The sequence below is a fragment of the Rhodobacter sp. Har01 genome, assembly GCF_020564565.1.
Classification (GTDB): Bacteria; Pseudomonadota; Alphaproteobacteria; order Rhodobacterales; family Rhodobacteraceae; genus Pseudogemmobacter.
Genome location: NZ_JAJCTD010000001.1, coordinates 1164367 through 1181699 on the forward strand (window position 1 = coordinate 1164367; position 17333 = coordinate 1181699).

The 17333-nt window shown below is 65.0% G+C and carries 15 protein-coding genes and 2 pseudogenes; 12 read left to right on the forward strand and 5 right to left on the reverse strand.

The window, feature by feature from the left end; genetic code table 11:
- Position 1: 1 nt before the first annotated feature.
- From LHP98_RS05670 to LHP98_RS05695, 6 genes and pseudogenes are all read left to right on the forward strand, one after another.
- A pseudogene (locus LHP98_RS05670) lies at positions 2 to 553 on the forward strand (DNA-methyltransferase); the annotation flags it as partial.
- On the forward strand, positions 550 to 990 hold the full coding sequence (locus LHP98_RS05675; RefSeq protein WP_227251495.1) for a hypothetical protein: 441 nt from the start codon (positions 550 to 552) through the stop codon (positions 988 to 990). The pseudogene LHP98_RS05670 and the gene LHP98_RS05675, both read left to right, overlap by 4 nt.
- A complete protein-coding gene (locus tag LHP98_RS05680; protein ID WP_227251496.1) occupies positions 987 to 1220 on the forward strand; it encodes a hypothetical protein in 234 nt (77 codons plus the stop codon). The genes LHP98_RS05675 and LHP98_RS05680 overlap by 4 nt, the downstream gene beginning before the upstream one ends.
- The gene (locus tag LHP98_RS05685; protein WP_227251497.1) at positions 1217 to 1819 is read left to right on the forward strand and encodes a phage terminase small subunit P27 family; all 603 of its coding nucleotides are present in this window, start codon (positions 1217 to 1219) and stop codon (positions 1817 to 1819) included. Before LHP98_RS05680 ends, LHP98_RS05685 begins: the two co-directional genes overlap by 4 nt.
- Positions 1820 to 1956: 137 nt before the next feature.
- Positions 1957 to 2355 (forward strand): hypothetical protein, encoded by a 399-nt coding sequence (locus LHP98_RS05690; protein ID WP_227251498.1) that lies wholly within the window; start codon positions 1957 to 1959, stop codon positions 2353 to 2355.
- A gap of 181 nt (positions 2356 to 2536) precedes the next feature.
- Complete coding sequence (locus tag LHP98_RS05695; RefSeq protein WP_227251499.1) at positions 2537 to 3244, forward strand: recombinase family protein; 708 nt, start codon at positions 2537 to 2539, stop codon at positions 3242 to 3244.
- Between the two features lie 347 nt (positions 3245 to 3591).
- Here the strand turns inward: LHP98_RS05695 and LHP98_RS05700 are convergent, their stop codons facing one another.
- The 5 genes and pseudogenes from LHP98_RS05700 to LHP98_RS05725 form a co-directional block, all read right to left on the reverse strand.
- Positions 3592 to 6306, reverse strand: coding sequence for an EAL domain-containing protein (locus LHP98_RS05700; RefSeq protein WP_227251500.1), 2715 nt, complete (start codon positions 6304 to 6306; stop codon positions 3592 to 3594).
- Between the two features lie 898 nt (positions 6307 to 7204).
- The gene (locus LHP98_RS05710) at positions 7205 to 7987 is read right to left on the reverse strand and encodes an efflux RND transporter permease subunit (protein WP_319638913.1); all 783 of its coding nucleotides are present in this window, start codon (positions 7985 to 7987) and stop codon (positions 7205 to 7207) included.
- A gap of 71 nt (positions 7988 to 8058) precedes the next feature.
- Positions 8059 to 8349: pseudogene (locus tag LHP98_RS05715) on the reverse strand (IS5/IS1182 family transposase); the annotation flags it as partial.
- An 87-nt stretch (positions 8350 to 8436) separates the two neighbouring features.
- Complete coding sequence (gene lsrK / locus LHP98_RS05720) at positions 8437 to 10002, reverse strand: autoinducer-2 kinase (protein ID WP_227251502.1); 1566 nt, start codon at positions 10000 to 10002, stop codon at positions 8437 to 8439.
- Positions 10002 to 10958 carry a sugar-binding domain-containing protein gene (locus tag LHP98_RS05725; RefSeq protein ID WP_227251503.1) on the reverse strand — a complete coding sequence of 319 codons (957 nt, stop codon included), beginning with the start codon at positions 10956 to 10958 and terminating at the stop codon, positions 10002 to 10004. Before LHP98_RS05725 ends, lsrK begins: the two co-directional genes overlap by 1 nt.
- 209 nt (positions 10959 to 11167) lie before the next feature.
- On the opposite strand from LHP98_RS05725, the gene LHP98_RS05730 reads away from it, so the two are divergent.
- From LHP98_RS05730 to lsrF, 6 genes are all read left to right on the forward strand, one after another.
- Positions 11168 to 11485 (forward strand): antibiotic biosynthesis monooxygenase, encoded by a 318-nt coding sequence (locus LHP98_RS05730; protein WP_227251504.1) that lies wholly within the window; start codon positions 11168 to 11170, stop codon positions 11483 to 11485.
- 4 nt (positions 11486 to 11489) lie between these two features.
- Complete coding sequence (locus tag LHP98_RS05735) at positions 11490 to 12998, forward strand: sugar ABC transporter ATP-binding protein (protein WP_227251505.1); 1509 nt, start codon at positions 11490 to 11492, stop codon at positions 12996 to 12998.
- The gene (locus LHP98_RS05740; RefSeq protein ID WP_227251506.1) at positions 12995 to 14008 is read left to right on the forward strand and encodes an ABC transporter permease subunit; all 1014 of its coding nucleotides are present in this window, start codon (positions 12995 to 12997) and stop codon (positions 14006 to 14008) included. The genes LHP98_RS05735 and LHP98_RS05740 overlap by 4 nt, the downstream gene beginning before the upstream one ends.
- Complete coding sequence (locus LHP98_RS05745; RefSeq protein ID WP_227251507.1) at positions 14005 to 15069, forward strand: ABC transporter permease; 1065 nt, start codon at positions 14005 to 14007, stop codon at positions 15067 to 15069. The genes LHP98_RS05740 and LHP98_RS05745 overlap by 4 nt, the downstream gene beginning before the upstream one ends.
- 74 nt (positions 15070 to 15143) lie before the next feature.
- Positions 15144 to 16175 (forward strand): autoinducer 2 ABC transporter substrate-binding protein LsrB, encoded by a 1032-nt coding sequence (lsrB, locus tag LHP98_RS05750; protein WP_227251508.1) that lies wholly within the window; start codon positions 15144 to 15146, stop codon positions 16173 to 16175.
- Between the two features lie 71 nt (positions 16176 to 16246).
- The gene (gene lsrF / locus LHP98_RS05755) at positions 16247 to 17131 is read left to right on the forward strand and encodes a 3-hydroxy-5-phosphonooxypentane-2,4-dione thiolase (protein WP_227251509.1); all 885 of its coding nucleotides are present in this window, start codon (positions 16247 to 16249) and stop codon (positions 17129 to 17131) included.
- Positions 17132 to 17333 lie beyond the last annotated feature (202 nt).

Here is a 17333-nt window from a genome sequence, read left to right on the forward strand (position 1 = left end):
TTGGGCGCTGTTCCCCGGCGAGGTCGCTTATGTCTGGCACGGCGCCCTGCATGCCACGACGGTGGCCGAGAGCCTCAAGGCCAGCGGCTTCGACATCCGGGCGCAGATCGTCTGGGCCAAGGAACGCCTGGTGCTGGGCCGCGGCGACTTCCATTGGCAGCACGAGCCCTGCTGGTATGCGGTACGGGCCAAGGGAAAGAGCCACTGGTGCGGCGACCGCAAGCAGACCACGCTTTGGTCGATCCCGAGCCGCGACCAGGACGCCGCCACCGTGCACGGCACGCAGAAGCCGGTCGAATGCATGCGCCGGCCGATCCTCAACAACTCCGCCCCGGGCCAGGCGATCTATGAACCCTTCTCCGGATCGGGGACGTGTATCATCGCCGCCGAAGCCACGGGGCGGGTCTGCCTCGCGCTGGAACTGGACCCGGCCTATGTCGATGTCGCGGTGGAACGCTGGCAGGCCTTCGCGGGCGGCGTGGCGGTGCTGGAGGGCGACGGCCGCAGCTTCGTCGAAGTCCGGGGCGAACGCCTGACGGAGGCGGCAGCATGACGGGCCGGCCTGCAGTCATTCTCACCGATGCCCAGCGGACGGAGGTGGAGACCCTCGCCGCGGTCCTCAACGCCGAGCAGATCGCCGACTACCTCGGGATCGGCCGGACCACCTTCTTTGCCCTCTTGGGGCGCGACGCGGACCTTTCCGAACGCTACAAGAGGGGCAAGGCGCGGGCAGTCGGCGCGGTGGCGCAAAGCCTCGTCACCAAGGCGCGGTCGGGCAATGTCACCGCGATGATCTTCTACCTCAAGACCCAGGGCGGCTGGCGCGAGGCGATCGAGGTGGACAGCCGCACCGCAATGGTCGACGTGACGCCACCGGTCGATGCTCTCGCGCTGCTGACCAGCCGCCTCGACAAAATCGCGGCGCGGATTGCGGCTGCCCGGCCGACCGGGCCCGGGACGGCCCTTCCGGAAGATGGAGGGTCGCGATGAGCGGGCGGTCGTCGCAAAGCCGATCGGCTTCGGCCCTGGAGGCCGCGACGAACACGGCCGTGGGGTTCCTGCTGTCGCTGATGCTGCAGCAGGCGCTGTTCCCCGCCCTGGGCCATGACCTCACCCTTCGGGACAACCTCCTGGTGGCCACCGCCTTCACCACGCTGTCGCTCCTGCGCGGCTATGGCGTGCGCCGGCTCTTCAACGCTCTGCGAGAGGACCTCGGATGAGCGGCCCGCCCCGCAAGCCCACCGCCTGGCGCCGGGCCGAGGGCAACCGCGGCAAGCGGGCCTGGAACCATGCCGAACCCGTGCCGCCCGAGGGCGTGCCGGAGTGTCCCGCCCATCTCGGCGAGGAAGCCCGGGCGGAATGGCATCGCCTGGTCGAGACTCTTGTCCGAATGCGAGTGATCACCACCATCGATCGCGCCGTCCTTGCCGCCTATTGCCAGGCCTATGGCCGCTGGGTCGAGGCGGAAGAGAAGCTGACGGAGACCCCGCTGCTGATCCGGACGCCCTCGGGCTATGTGCAGCAGTCGCCGTGGCTTACCGTGGCGAACCGGCAGATGGAACTGATGGGCCGCTACATGGCCGAGATCGGTCTGACCCCGGCCTCGCGGTCGCGGATCGCGGCCTATGCCGAGGCGGCGGTGGAGGACAACCGGGTCGACAAGATCGAGTTCGTGATCGTCTACCAGGACAAGGATGGCAATCGCGTCGAACGGAAACCTGCGGGACCGCCGGCCATCGCGACGGACCCGCCATCCTCCGAACCGGAGCGGACCGACGGCCCGGTTCTCCGAATTGACGAGGCCGACACCCGCCCCTGAACGTCAAGATACTGTCTCTACGGTCCTTTTGATCGGCCGCTCGGCGCCAGGGTCCTGAAACGGAGGCACGGCACTGCATGGGAAACCCCAGGCTCTGGAAAACAGCGCGACATAGCAATCAATAAGGAGTATCTTTGATGCATATTTCTATCGCCAGTCTTGCCGGTATTGTACCCGGGCACTCAGGAACGATGATGGAAGATCACATGGCAGCTGGGAATCATGCCCGAGTGGTCGCGGCGATCAAGGAACTTGCGGACTATGCGCATGAGCATGGACTGGGAGCCGTCCACCAATCCTTGTTTCACGCCTTGGGCGCAGTGCAGGCCTTCAGCCACGATGAGAATTCCGAGTGGGATCATGAGGAAGAAGCGACTTGGTTTTCTTCGGTGCTGGACATGCTGATTGCGTTCTGTCGTCGGCACGGATGGGAAGAAGTCCTCGATCATCTTCTTGAAGCCAGGATGGCCTGGGACGAACGAGAAGATGACCAACCAGTCGGGAACATCATCGCGTTCCGGAAAGGCAAGAGCTAGCACCGACCGGGCCCTTTGCCGACCAGAGACGAAGCAGCGGGGCTCACAGTGTCTCAGCGCCGCGGGACCGTGCCGCCTGTGGGAAGAGCAAGCGTTATCAGTATCTTGCACTACACTCTGCGGCAGGTTGGAGTACTCTCCTGCGCAACGAACGTCAGGCAGGTGTGTACAGGGGGCGGGAATGGCGGCATTGCAGCGGCTGGTGGCCTACGAGCGGGTCTCGACAGCGCGGCAGGGACAGTCAGGGCTCGGGCTGGAGGCGCAGCGCAAGGTGATCGAGGACTTCGCGGCCTCCCGCGGCGCCGAGGTCCTGGCGCGGTTCACCGAGGTCGAGAGCGGGCGGAAGGCGGACCGGCCGGAACTCGCGAAGGCCCTGCATCTGGCCAAGGTCACTGGCTCCACCCTGGTCATCGCCAAGCTGGACCGGCTCAGCCGCAATGCCGCATTCCTTCTCGCCCTGCGCGACAGCGGGGTGCGGTTCATCGCGGTGGACATGCCGGAGGCCAATGACCTCACCGTCGGGATCATGGCCCTGGTGGCCCAGGCCGAGCGCGAGGCGATCTCGCGACGGACGAAGGAAGCCCTCGCGGTTGCCAAGGCGCGTGGGGTGAAGCTCGGCAACCCCAACGGGGCCGCAGCCCTGAAACGGGCTGGCAAGGGCGGCATGGCCCTGCGGGCGGCCGTGTCGGCCAATGCTGCGGCCTTCGCGGAGGACCTTGCGCCAGTCCTCGCGGACATTCAGGCCGCGGGGCACACCTCGCTACGAGCGATCGCGGCGGAACTGACGGCGCGGGGGATCAGGACGCGGCGGGGTGGGACATGGGGGGTGGGCAATGTCCGCGGGCTGGTGGGGCGGAACTCAACATGGGCCAACATGCCTCGTCCATAACGATCTGCACTTCAGTTCTCTGTCGACATGCACGCCAATTATTCGGCCAGTTCCGACACTGTGCGCTCGCTCTTCACGGCCTACAGCGAAACGCGGGTCAACAACACCCGTCATGATTTCCGAGTCGCTTTGCTCGAGAACTCCGCCTACTTGGCCACCAGCAGGCGTAAGGCCGTAGCTTCCGGCACTGCACGATCTTTCGGGGAAGCACAAGGATCCATGGCCATGTCTGCGCAACATCCGTTCGATTGCGCTCCCTCGAACCAAGCCATCGACGGTCGCTTACGTGTGGTGCAATCGAAATCGATCAGCAGGAGCAGGGAAACCGTTCCGGGTTCGCGACTGTTTCAGCGGCCTACTAGGAATCTTTCGACAAACGCCTTGGGGTCGATTCCCTTTCCGAAATAGTATCCTTGCCCGATTGTACAGCCGTGCGCTGTCAGCCAGTCCATCTGTTCCTTGGTTTCAATGCCCTCGGCGACCGTCCGCAGGTCAAGAGCATCGGCCATGGCGAGAATGGCCCGCACGATTGGGTCAGATGCCCCGTCAGAAAGCCCTAGCCGCATGACGAAGCTCCGGTCAATCTTCAGCTCCTTCAGACGCAGTTGTTGTAGGTTCGATAGCGAGGAGTAACCGGTTCCGAAATCGTCGGCCGAAAGCTCGAAGTCGTGCGCCAGCAGTAGATCAACGTTTTCGCGAACCGCTGTGGACATGTCCATGATCGCCCCTTCAGTCAACTCGAACAGGATGTCGGAATTGGTCAGACCGGCTTGGGAAATAGAGGCCAACAGAGTGGGCCCAAAGCCAGCCAGCCGAAGGCTTTCGGGCGACAGATTCACTGAGATCCGGAGGGACATCGAACTGCGGCGCAGGCCAGCGACGAACTTTCCGATGAGGCCCACCATCAGCAGGTCGATGTGGCGTACCAGGCCGGTCTTCTCGGCCACCGGCATGAATTCGGCCGGGCCGATCCCTAGAAGCTCCGGATTCAAACAGCGGATCAGTGCTTCTGCTCCGAAGACCTTGGTCGGGTCTGAAAGGTAGACCTTCGGCTGAAGGACCAATGCAAATTGGCGTTCGCGCAGTGCGTGCTGCAACGACTGAACCACCTTTGCTTCGCGCGCCAGCCGTTCGCGGATCTTGCTCGAAAACTGGACGTACTGATTGCGGCCCGAAGTCTTGGCTTCGTACATCGCAATGTCCGCATTCAGCCAAGTCTCTTCAGACGTCGAAGCGTCGATAGGGTAGATACTTATCCCAATGCTGGCTGTAAGATAGATACTGTTCCCTTCAAGTTCAAAGGGTCCGTCAAATGCCGCAGACAGCTCCCGCATCAGGTTGGGTACGCTTGCTTCGGTATCAATTGAGTACAGAAGTGTGAACTCATCGCCGGCCACTCGCGCCAAGACGTCCGCTCCACCGCGAAGGAGATCCAGACGCCCGGCCACCCTGCAGATAAGGCGATCTCCAAACTGGTGGCCGAAGCGGTCATTCACCAGCTTGCTGTTGTCGATGTCGATGAAGACCTGCATTAGCAACGTCCCGTCGTGATCAGCGCGACGTATGGCGTGCTCGAGGTAATCTTCAAATAGCTCCCGGTTTGGAAGCCCGGTCATATAGTCGTGAAGCGCCGCATATTGGGCTTCTTCGGCACCCTTGGCGATCTTCTGTTCGTCGTTGAGGCGTTCGGTGATATCAGTTACCGAGCAGACGACGTGAACAACCCCCTTCTTGTCTGCAGTGGGCGCAGCGTTGACCGATATCACACGCTCCGACCCGTTTGGATGCCGGAATCTCAGTCGAATATCGCGAACGACTGAACCGGTCCGGATCACTTGCGAGAACGGGAAGTCTGCCTCTGCCAGATCAGAGCCATCGATCGCTACTGCGTTCCAGTCCGGATCGTCATGCATGCGGCCGATCATCTGCGCGGCGCTTGCGCCCAAAATGCTTTCGGCTTCGCGGTTGGCAAAAATTACCTCGCCCCGTTCGTTCAGGGCCAGTATGCCAGAAATACTTGTTTCTGTCAGGCGCAGAAGGAAGTCTCGCTCCGCGAGCAGTTCGTCTTCCAGTGCCTTACGACGCGCAATGTCGACATGAACGCCCACCATTACCATTGCCGCGCCTGTGTCGGAGATTTCCACTGCACGCCCGCGCGACAGGATCCAGACCCAGCGCCCGTCCTTGTGACGCATGCGAAATTCGTCCACAAAGAAGTATTGCTCGGCCAGGAGCCGTTGGGCATGGATGGCCTCGACGCGGGCGATGTCTTCGGGATGCACCAGTGACCGCCACAATGAAACGGTGACCGGCTCCAGTTCCTCGCGTTTGTATCCGATCAGTTCGGCCCAGCGATCATTGATTTCGTTCAATCCGGTTCGCAGATCGAGGCGCCAAGTTCCGAGTTCGCCACCGGCGATGACTTCCGAAAGGCTTCGGGCGGTTTCCTGAAGATCGCTGACGTCGAAGGCCACGCCCGACAGCGCTCCCGTCGGGCTTCGCGCAACGCTGGAGACATCAGGAACGATCTTCACCCAACGGTACGTCCCACCTGCAACTTTAACGCGACAAATCAAGTCGAGAATGGATGCATCTCTGAGGGCTACTTGCGCCAGCCGACCGTCGAACTCGGCTAGGTCATCAGGATGCACTCGGTTCCTGAGGTCTGAACTGGAAGATGGGCGGTCGACCTCGAGCCCCAAGGATTCCGCCAATCCACCCACAATGGTAACCTCTACCTCCCCGTCCTCCTTCGGCTGCGCCGACCATACAGCACCTCCCGCGGCAGTTAGCGCCATACGGAGCCGATCCTCGGCAAGCAAGACCGCAGAGAAGGTCCGGCTGAGTCGCGTCCAGATTGAACTGAGAACAATCCAAAGAACGATGGACGTTAGCGCGATGAAGGCCCAACCCTTGTACGTCTGCAAGAGCTGGTAGTCGTGGTAGTCCCCGGCCAGAGTGGTCAACAGTCTGTCGCTGAGGAGGATATACGCCGTTCCCACCAGCGCGTATGAGCCCGCCACGCGCAGCGCCATCAGCTTTGGAGACTGTCTGGCCTTCATGGTTTTTCACGCTAGCACATAATGTAGGCGAGCCATCGTCAGAAAACTGAGGATTCTGGTCATCTTTTGGCGAGAAGACCCTGGAGATACGGGCGGCCGAGCTCACGGGCAGTGACCTGGGCGATGCAACCATGCTGTCTGAATCGCTTGCCTGGATTCAACCCGGTCGGGAGATCGCCGCGGTCAGGGGCAACGGCGCCTTCGACAAACGCATGTGCCAGGGCGTTATCGCCGCCCGTGGCGCTGTCGCGATCTTGCCGCACTGCAAGGACGTTGACCTCCAGTCGATCGTCCCTCTTACTTAACGAGCGTCCTTGGAGTTGCTGGTGGTCGGTTTCCGGTTGGGCAAGTGCGGCAGCTCTCGCCGAAGGCGTCGCGCACGTCCTGCCAACACATTTACTGCCAGACATACCTCGCTCCGCGCCAGCTCGGCGGAACTCACGGCCCGCGGGATCAGGACCCGACTGGACGGACGGTGGCTGGTGTCGAATGCAAGAACGCCGATGCGGAAAGACCTGTTGCTGTCCAGATGAACAACTGAACCTGTCGAAATGGACAAGTATACGATCGCCGCGCCTTCTGGCATAAGAAATCCAATATATGTCAATTGGATGGCCCCGTGGAAACGACTCAATCCCGCAGCACGGAAGTGTTTCCGAAGCTGGTGGCGCAAGCGGACCTTGACCGGGTGAACGCACCCTTGAGGACTTCGCATCACACAAAAGACGCGGCTGTCTTTGCTCTATCCATCAAGATAGTGGGGGCGACAGCGACACTCATGTTGCTGGCTAAGACCGTGGGCTTCATTTGAGCCCAGGGAGCGGTCGTCTTGGCGCAACACCCTGTGCCGGGACAAACTGAGCAGACGGCGCTCAACCAGTCGCTTAGAAGGCCGTGATCAGGGAAAGGAAGCCGGTGTCGCAACGGCGCTACCACCGTCGGGTCGCGAAATGCGACCGAAGCCCAGTCTAAGCCGCAGGCCCTCGATCACGCCGAACAGAGAGGGCACGAACAGCAGCGACAAGAGGGTGGACAGCAGCAGCCCGCCGATGACCGCGATGGCCATCGGCGCACGGAACTCGCCGCCCTCGCCGATACCCAGTGCGCTGGGGATCATTCCGGCAGCCATGGCGATGGTTGTCATCACGATCGGCCGCGCCCGCTTGTGCCCGGCGTCGATCACCGCCTCGGCCAGACTCATACCGCGGGCCTTGTTCTGAAGCGCGAACTCGACCAGCATGATGGCATTCTTGGTGACAATCCCCATCAGCATCAGAAGGCCGATGATGACCGGCAGGCTGATGGCATTGCCGGTCACAAGAAGCGCCCCGATGGCGCCACCGATGGACAGGGGCAGCGACAGCAGGATCGACACCGGGATGACGAAGCTGGAGAACAGCAGCACCAGCACGACGAAGACCATCAGGATGCCGGCCAGCATAGCGGTGGCAAAGCTGGTGAAGATGTCGCCCATCACCTCGGCATCGCCAGAGCGCTGGATCGCGGTGCCTTCGGGCATGTTCAGCGCGGTGGGCAGGGTCTCGGTCGCGGCCAGCGCCGGGCCCAGCACGGCGCCCTCGGCAAGGTCGACCTCGATCTTGTTGCTGCTCTTCCGGTCGTAGCGCACGATGGTGCCCGGCCCGTTGCCCAACTGGATGTCCGCCAGAACGAGAACAGGCACCGGCGCCTGCTCGGGGCTCTGTTGCACAAATGGTCTGACGGGCAGTCCTGTCCCATCCCCAGACGGAGCCGTCCCGCGGCTTCAGTGACCGGGATGCCGAGCGCGGTGAAGCCGTTCAGGACGGCGACACGGACCTGGAACTTGGCGACCTGGCGGTCGAAGTCCCTGACGGTCAGACGCTGGCCCTGCAACTTGACGCAGTGTATTCTGGTCTCCGCGCGGCTACGGCGGTGATAGCCGCTCCATCGACGCCAGATCATCCGACCTGGGCGTCTTCATGCGCGCAAAGCTTCGTTGCGGGCTGCCGCACCGGCGGTGTCTGCTTTCCATGGCTTGCCGGTCTTACGGGGCGGAATGACAGACTGCTCATGCAGACCAGCTGCCACGTTGGATTCACAAGATGACTTCCCTTGCCCGATTGGTGCAACAGAGACCCGCAGACTGCCCGTTCAGCTTCCCGGCGCGCGCCACATCGAGGTGGTGATGCCCTCGTCCACCAGCGCCATCTGCGCGGCATAGGCGGCCCGCCAGCGGGCGCGGGCCGCATCATAGGCGGCGCGGTTCGCGGCCTTGGGCAAGACCACCCGGTCGGTCTGCACGAAGGCGCGACCGGCCTCGGGCAGGGTGGCGAACTGGCCGATGCCGGTGGCCGCCGCCGCCGCCGCACCCAGCGCGGTGGCCTCGCGCACCTTGGGGATGCGCACCTCGCGGCCCAACACGTCGGCCAGGATCTGCGGCCAGAGTCGTCCCTTCGCCGCCCCGCCGCCCAGGATCACCGGCCCATCCGTCGCCACGCCGGCAAACGCCTGAACCCGGTCAAGGTTCTCGGCCGCGACGATGGCGGCATTCTCCTGGACCGCCCGGAAGATGGCGCCTTTGGAGCAGACCGCCGGGTCCAGCGACAGGTTCAGCAGCGAGGGCGCGGCATGCACCCAATGGCCGAAGTTCATCGCGTCGGAATAGATCGGGATGATGCCATGCGCGCCGACCGGCACCTGCATCGCCAGGTCTTCCATCAGTTCATAAGGATCGCGGCCTTGCGCCTCGGCCAGCCGCTTTTCCTCGGCGCAGAAGGCGTCGCGGAACCAGCGCGCGGTGAGGCCGACGAAGAAGCTGATCGCCTCGGCCTGGTTCATCTGCGGCACGGCGGCGCTGTTCACCCGCACCCGCATGGTACCGTCGACCGAACCGGTGGGGATGTTGACCACCTGCTGCCAGAAGGTGCCGCCCAGCACGCCGGTATCGGCCATCTCCAGCACGCCCAGCCCGACCGAGCCAAGCTGCACGTCGCCGCCGCCGGCGACGAAGGGCGTGCCCGCGGCCAGCCCGGTCTCGGCGGCCGCGCTGGCCGTGACATGGCCGACGATGGTGCCGGGTTCGACCACGCGCGGGAACAGGCTGCGGTCCAGGCCCGCCGTGGCGATCAGCGCATCCGACCAGTCGCGGCGGGCAAGGTCCATCAACCCGTTGGTGCTGCCGTTGGTCGGCTCGACGGTGATCTCGCCGGTCAGCCGGGCGGCGATCCAGTCGTTCACCATCGACAGCCTGCGCACCTTGGCCCAGACTTCGGGCAGGTGCTTCATCAGCCAGGTCAGGCGGGGCAAGGCGCCAAGGGCGAAGGTCTCGCCGCTGATCATGTAGAAGTCGCGCTCGAAAGTCGGGCTTTTCGCCTTCAGCGCGGCCACTTCGGCGCCGGCACGGCTGTCGACGTTGGCGCAGGCCCAGACCTCGCGGCCATCGGCGCCATAGAGCACGATCGCCTCGCGCATCGAGGTGGAGCTGATCGCGGCGATGTCGGCGCCGGTCAGGCCGCAGGTCTTCAGCGCGCGGCCGATGCAGCGATTGAGCAACGCCCAGCCGCCGGCCACGTCGAAGGCCATCGAGCCGGGCACGCCGGGTTCGGGCAGGTGGCGCCATTCTTCCTGCGCAAGGCCGATCTGGTGGCCGGCACCGTCGAAGACCACCGCCCGGCCGCTGCCGGTTCCCGCATCCAGCACCAGGAAATGGCTTGCCATCACAGCCTCCGCATCAGGTCGCGCGCGGTCTCCTCGTCGGTGACCAGGGTGTTCGCCAGCTTGCCGCGCAGCATGCCCAGGATTGCCTCAACCTTCTCGGGGCCTGCCGCCGCCGCCACCACGCTGGGGATGCGCCGCATCTCGGCCGGGGTGACGGCGATCAGGTGGCGGTGCAGGTCAAGCTCCAGGATCTGCCCGTCGCGGTCGTAGAAATGGCCCAGCAGGTCGCCGACCGCGCCGCGCCGGGTGAACAGCTCGATCTCGGCGCCGGTGCAATAGCCGTAGCGGATCAGCGAGGCCGACCGGGCAACCGACCCCACCCCGATCAGCGCAATGCGGGCGGTCACCGCCATCTCCAGCACATGGCGGACATAGGGCTCGACCCGCAGCATATCGGCCAGTTCGGGCGAGGAGACCCGCAGCGGCGTGGGCACCAGATGGGCAAAGTTCTGCGGCCCGTACAGGCCCGAGTTGCCAATGTAGGTGGATACGCCGCCGGTCAGGCTGACCAGCGAGACATTCTCTTGCGGAAAGAACGGCGCCATGAAGCGCAGGGTGGTGCTGGCGGCTTCGCCCCAGCCGATGGCCAGAAGGTCGTTCGGCACCAGCTTCTGCATCAGCAGGCTGGCTGCGGCGCGCGCGATGCGGGGCGGGGCGGACAGGCCCTCGGCCACAGGCACTACCCGGGCGTCAGCCAGGCCGAAGGCGCCGATCAGGTCCTGCTGCAGCGCCAGGCAACCCTCGAAGGGCGAGTTGATGCGCAGCTCGATCAGCCCGGTCTGGCGCCCTTTCTCCAGCAGGCGCGAGACCTTGATGCGCGATAGACCCAGCATGTCGGCGATCTGGTTCTGCGTCAGTCCGTCGTTGTAATAGTGCCAGGCGGCACGGGTGATCAGTTCGACCTCGTCGTCGTCGGCCAGTTGGAACGTCTCGGTGATGACCTCTGCGGTCGACATGTGCCGCCATCCCTATCCTCTGCGTGCAGGCGATCATTTGCGGCTGCGGCTGTCAATAGTCTCGGCGCTGCCCGTTCCTTGGGCCTTTCGTACAACGATGATGCACTTGACAGACGTGTTCAGATGATCTTGCATGGAACAAATGATCGTCTGCGGTCCCGGATCAGCCGGCGCGGACGGGCGGAGGGCAGGCTTGGGGAGACTGGCCTATGTTCGTTCAGTTCGTGCACATCCGCGTCAAGCCGGGCCGCGTCGAGGATTTCCTGCGGGTCTTCCGGGTGAATTTCGACGGCACGCGGACCGAGCCGGGCAACTATCGGTTCGACGTGCTGCAGGACGTGAACGACGACCACCACTTCGTGATCTACGAGGCTTTCGAATCCGCCGCAGCGGTGGACGACCACCGCAAGACCGACCACTACCGGGTGACCGTCGAGGGTCTGGCCGACCTGATGGAGGGCGGCCGCGACAAGGATTTCTTCCGCATGGTCATGCCCGACCATGCCGCCGCGCTGAACGGGGAATAGCCCTATGGCGGGCCATCCGCACAAGGGAAACCCGAACGCCGCACCGCTGGTCGCGCTGCGCGACGTCTGGAAGGTGTTCGAGGGCGTGCCGGTCCTGCGCGGCATCGACTTCGAGGTCCGCACAGGCGAGGTCCATGCGCTTTTGGGCGGCAACGGTTCGGGCAAGTCGACCTTGGTCAAGATCCTGTCCGGCGCCTATCCGCCCACCGAGGGCCATGTCGAGATCGGCGGCCGCCCAGAGGTGCTGCCACGGCCCTCCGAGGCGCATCGGCAGGGCGTCTACATGGTGCCGCAGGAGCCGCACATCTTTCCCAGCCTGACCGTGCTGGAGAACCTCACGATGGGTCTGGCCGGTGGCCGGGCGCGGGCCGAGGAGGCGCGGCGGATTGCCCGAGAGATCGGCCTGGCGGTCCGTTTCGACGCGCCGGGAGGCGAGCTGTCGATCGCCAACCAGCAACTGGTCGAGATCATCCGAGGCCTGCTGCGCAAGGCCCGCGTGCTGATCCTGGACGAGCCGACCTCGTCGCTGACCCGCCGCGAGGTGGACGCGCTGGCGGCCGAGATGCGCGCCCTGACGGCGCGCGGCATCGGCATCCTGTTCATCTCGCACCGGCTGGACGAGGTGCTGGAGCTGGCCACCCGCGTCAGCGTGCTGCGCGACGGGCATTTCGTGCTGTCGACCCCCGCCGACGGCCTGACCGCCGACCAGCTGGTCGAGGCGATGCTGCCGGCCGACTACACCCCCGCAACCCCCGGCGCGGCCGCCGTCCTGCCGAGCGGCGATCCGGTGCTTGAGGTGCGGGGCCTGACCGGCCGTGCCTTCCGCGATGTCAATTTCCGCGTGCTGCCCGGCGAGGTGGTGGGCATCGCCGGCGTGGTCGGATCGGGCCGCACCGAACTGGCCGAGGCGATCTTCGGCATCGACCCCGACGTCACCGGCGAGGTCCGCATCTGCGGCCGCGACGCGCCCGCCCGGGCGCCGCGCAGCTGCCAGGCGATGGGCCTGTCCTATGTGCCCGAGGACCGTCACGCCCACGGCATCTTCCTGACCTTGCCCAGCGCGCAGACCATCACGGCGGGCCTGCTGGCGCTGGGGCGGCGGCAATTCCTTAGGCGCGGGGCAGAGGACGGCTTGTCGGGCCGCTTCATCGACAAGCTGCGGATCAAGCTGACCTCGGCGCAGCAGGTGGCGCGGACGCTGTCGGGGGGCAACCAGCAGAAAGTGGTGCTGGCCAAGACCCTGGCGCCCGAGCCTCGGGCGGTGATCCTGGATGAACCGACCCGCGGCATCGACGCCCGCGCCCGGCAGGACGTCTATCGCATCATCCGCGAGCTGACGGCGCAGGGCGTCGGCGTGGTGGTGATCTCGTCCGAGATGGGCGAGGTGGCCGAAATCAGCGACCGCGTGCTGGTGATGCGCCGCGGCCGGATGAGCGCGCTGCGCGCGGGCCGCAGCAGCGTCGAGGAGATCTCGGCCGCCACCTTCGCCCATGTGTGTGGGACGCCGGCATGATGCGCGTCCTGAAAAGCCGTGAGATGCTGGTGCTGGGCCTGCTGGTGGCGATGATCCTGGCGGTGGCCACGGTCAATAAGGCGGTGCTTTACCCGATCACCCTGATCAACATCGTCAACTCGTCGATCTTCCTGGTGCTGCTGGCGATCGGGCAGATGTTCGTGGTGCTGACGCGCGGCATCGACGTCTCGGTCGGCGCCATCGCCGGCATAGCGGCGGTGATCTTCGGCTTTGCCCTGAACGATGGCGTGCCGTTGCCGCTGGCGATGCTGGCGGCGATGCTGACCGGCCTGGTGGCCGGGGCGGTGAACGGCGCGGGGGTGGTCTTCGTCGGCATCCCGCCGATCATCATGACGCTGTCCACGTTGGGCATCTATCGCGGGCTGATGCGGGTGTTGACCGGGGGTAGCTGGATCGAGGAGGTGCCGCAGTCGATCAAGGCCTTGGCCGTGACCCGGGTGGCCAGCGTGCCGCTAATGGTTTGGGCGGTGGCGGCGCTGATCTTGGTCACCGCGTTCCTGCTGTGGCGGATCAAGGCGTCGCGGTTCTTCTATGCCGTCGGCGACAACCGAGAGGGCGCCTACCTGCTGGGGCTGAACGTCAATGCCACCGAATTCGCGGCCTACGCGCTGTCGGGGTTGTTCGCCGGCATGGCGGCGATTGTCTTCGTCGGGCAGATCGGTTTCGTGCCGATGCAGACCGGCCAGGGCCAGGAACTGAAGGCGATTGCCGCGGTGGTGCTGGGGGGCGTCAGCCTGATGGGCGGCACCGGCAGCATCTGGTCGGCGGTGATCGGGGCGCTGTTCCTGACCGCGGTCGACAGCATGATGATCTTCCTGCACGTCCCCGGATCCTGGAACAACGCCGTTGCAGGCGCGGTGCTACTGGCGGTGGTGGTGTCGGACTACCTGATCCGCCGCGCCGTGCGCAACCGCCAGCTGGCCCGCCGCGCCGCCGAAGTGCTTGGCGCCGAGGCCGAACCAGCAACCGGCCGCGAGGTGGCGTCATGACCCTGCCGGGATGGTCAAAAAGCTGGGAGGCGATGCTGGCCGCGGCGCTGGTCGCCGAACTGGCGATCCTGGGGATGATCTCGCCGGCCTTCCTGAACGTCGAGAACCTGCTGTTTTCGACCAGCGACTTTGCCCATGTCATCATCGCCGCGGTGGGGCTGACGCTGGTCATCATCACCGCCGGCATCGACATCTCGGGGGTGTCGGTGATGGGGCTGGCCTCGATCGTGATGGGGCTGGCCTTCGTGGCTGGCGCACCGATCGGGCTGGCGGTGGTGGTGGCGCTGGCAACCGGCGTCGCGGCCGGGGCCTTCAACGGCGTGGTGGTGTCTCGGACGGACGTCAACCCGCTGGTCATCACCCTGGCCACGCTGTTTCTGTTTTCCGGCATCGCCACCGGCCTGCCCACGCTCTTGGACCTTCTGGGCTTCAAGGCCTATGGCGCCGGCGGCTTCGAGGCCTATCAATACGAAGGCATCACCGGCCTGCCGAAGAGCTTTACCTGGCTGGGCACCGGCAGCCTGGGCTGGGTGCCGGTGCCACTGATCGTCACCATCGCGGTTGCCCTGGTGGCAGGGCTGCTGCTGGCCCGCACCCGGTTCGGCCGATTCCTCTATTTCATCGGCGTCTCGGCCGAGGTGGCTCGGTTCTCCGGCGTGCCGGTCCGGCGCACGCTGATCGGCGTCTATGCCTTCAACGGCCTGTGCGCCGCCATCGCCGGACTGGTGCTAACTGCCTACTTCACCTCGGCCCGGTCGGACCTGGGCAGCGAAGCGCTGTTGAACATCATCACCGCTGTGGTGCTGGGCGGCACGTCGATCCAGGGCGGCTCTGGCTCGGTGCTGGGGACGTTCCTGGCTGGGCTGGTGCTGGGCTACCTGCGGCAGGGCCTCCTGGCGCTGGGCATCACCAGCGACGTGGTGCCGGTGATCGTCGGCGCACTGCTGATGGGCAGTGTCGCGCTGAAGATCGGCAGCGCCGCACTAGCCCGCAACCGCGCCAACCGCGCCGCCACCGAATCCGGCCGCCGCGCCGTCGCGGCGACCGCACACCCCGACTGAATTGCGAAGAGAGGCCGAAAAAGCGGCCCGGAACCCCGAAACCAACGACCAACACACCGAGGAGGACAGACACCATGAAGCACGCACGCATCACCCTTACCACCGCCTTCGCCACCGCGCTGGGCTTGCTGGCCGGCACTGCCTTTGCCGACGACGCGAAGGTTGCCTTCATTCCCAAGCTGACCGGCGTCGGCTTTTTCGAATCCGGCGGGAAGGGCGCCATGGAGATGGGCAAGGAACTGGGCATCGAGGTCAAGTATGACGGCCCCTCCGAGGCCTCGGTCTCGGGTCAGGTCGAGTTCATCAACAACTTCGTCAACCAGGGCTACAACGCCATCGCCATCTCGTCGCTGTCGCCCGACGGTCTGTGCGAGGCACTGAAGCGCGCCCAGGAGAAGGGCGTCAAAGTGCTGACCTGGGACAGCGACGTGAACCCGGAATGCCGCAGCTACTACATCAACCAGGGCACGGCCGAGCAACTGGGCGCGCTGCTGGTCAGCATGGCGGCCGACCAGATGGAAGACCCGACAGCGCCGAAGAAGGTGGCGTTCCACTATTCCTCGCCCACGGTGACCGACCAGAACCAGTGGGCCGAGGTGGCCAAGGCGATCATCGCCAAGGACTATCCCAGCTGGGAAGTGGTGGCGACCGAGTTCTCGAACCAGGACGCGCAGAAAGCCGTGCAGGTGCCGACCGCGCTGTTCCAGACCTACCCGGATCTTGACGCGATCATCTGCCCAGATGCCAATGCGCTGCCCGGCTCGGCCCAGGCGGCGGAAAACCTTGGCATCGCCGGCAAGGTCATCATCACCGGCTTCTCGACGCCGAACACCATGCGGCAATACGTGAAGTCGGGCACCGTCAAGGCCTTCGGCCTGTGGGACGTGGTGGTGCAGGGCAAGCTGTCGGTGTTCATCGCCAATGAACTGGTGAAGGGCACCGTCTACAAGGTCGGCGACAAGATCGACGTCCCTGGCATCGGCACCGTCGAGGTCAGCCCGAACAGCGTGCAGGGCTACACCTACGAGGCCGAAGGCAACGGCATCATACTGTTGCCGGAGCGCACCGTCTTCACCGCCGAGAACATCGACAACTACGACTTCTGATCCCGTGACCCCTGGGGCCGCCGCATGCGCGCGGCGGCCCCATCATTTCGCGCCCAAGGAAAGGACCTCTCATGGCCGATCTCGACGACATCAAGGAAGGCAAGGATTTCGGGCTGGACATACCGGCCGACCGCCAGGGCTTTTTCCTGAAAGGCGCGGCCAACCATGACTGGGGGATGAAGAACCGGCTTTCCCGCATCTTCAACCCGACGTCGGGCCGCACAGTGATGCTGGCCTTCGACCACGGCTATTTCCAGGGCCCCGCCACCGGCCTTGAACGGATGGATCTGAACATCCTGCCGCTGGTGCCCTATTGCGACGTGCTGATGTGCACCCGCGGCGCCTTGCGGTCCACCATCCCGCCCAGCGTGACCAAGCCGGTGGCGCTGCGCTGCTCGGGCGGCAATTCGATCCTGTCGGAGCTTTCGAACGAGACCGTGGCGGTGGACATCGAGGATGCCATCCGGCTGGGCGCCTGCGCCATGGCCGCGCAGGTCTACATCGGCTCGGAATACGAGCACAAATCCATTTCCAACGTGATCAAGCTGATCGACACCGGCACGCGCTACGGCATCCCCACGCTGGCAGTCACGGGTGTGGGCAAGGACATGGTCCGCGACGCCCGCTACTTCGGCCTGGCCACCCGGATCGCCGCCGAACTGGGCGCGCAATACGTCAAGACCTACTTCGTCGAGGAAGGCTTCGAGAAGGTGGCGGCCGGCTGCCCGGTGCCGCTGGTCATCGCCGGCGGCAAGAAGCTGCCCGAACGCGAGGCGCTGGAGATGGCCTGGAAGGCCATCGACCAGGGCGCGGCCGGCGTGGACATGGGCCGCAACATCTTTCAGTCCGACGCGCCGGTGGCGATGATCCAGGCCGTGGGCAAGGTGGTGCATGAGGTGGAACGGCCCGAAAAGGCCCACCAGATGTATCTGGACCTCAAGGCGCAGGGCGTCTGACGGCAGGCCGGCGGTGCGCTAGATCGTTCTGGACGGCGTTGTTGCGTAACTCACGCCTGAGGCGTGTCCTGCATAAGCACCCATGGAACAGTTTGGCGTGATTGCGTGGCGGAGGGTTTGCGGCTCATCTTGACCCCACATGGAGGTGGAGATGAGAAAGAACCTCGTGACGACGAAGGCGCCTGCCGAACAGGTCGTGAAG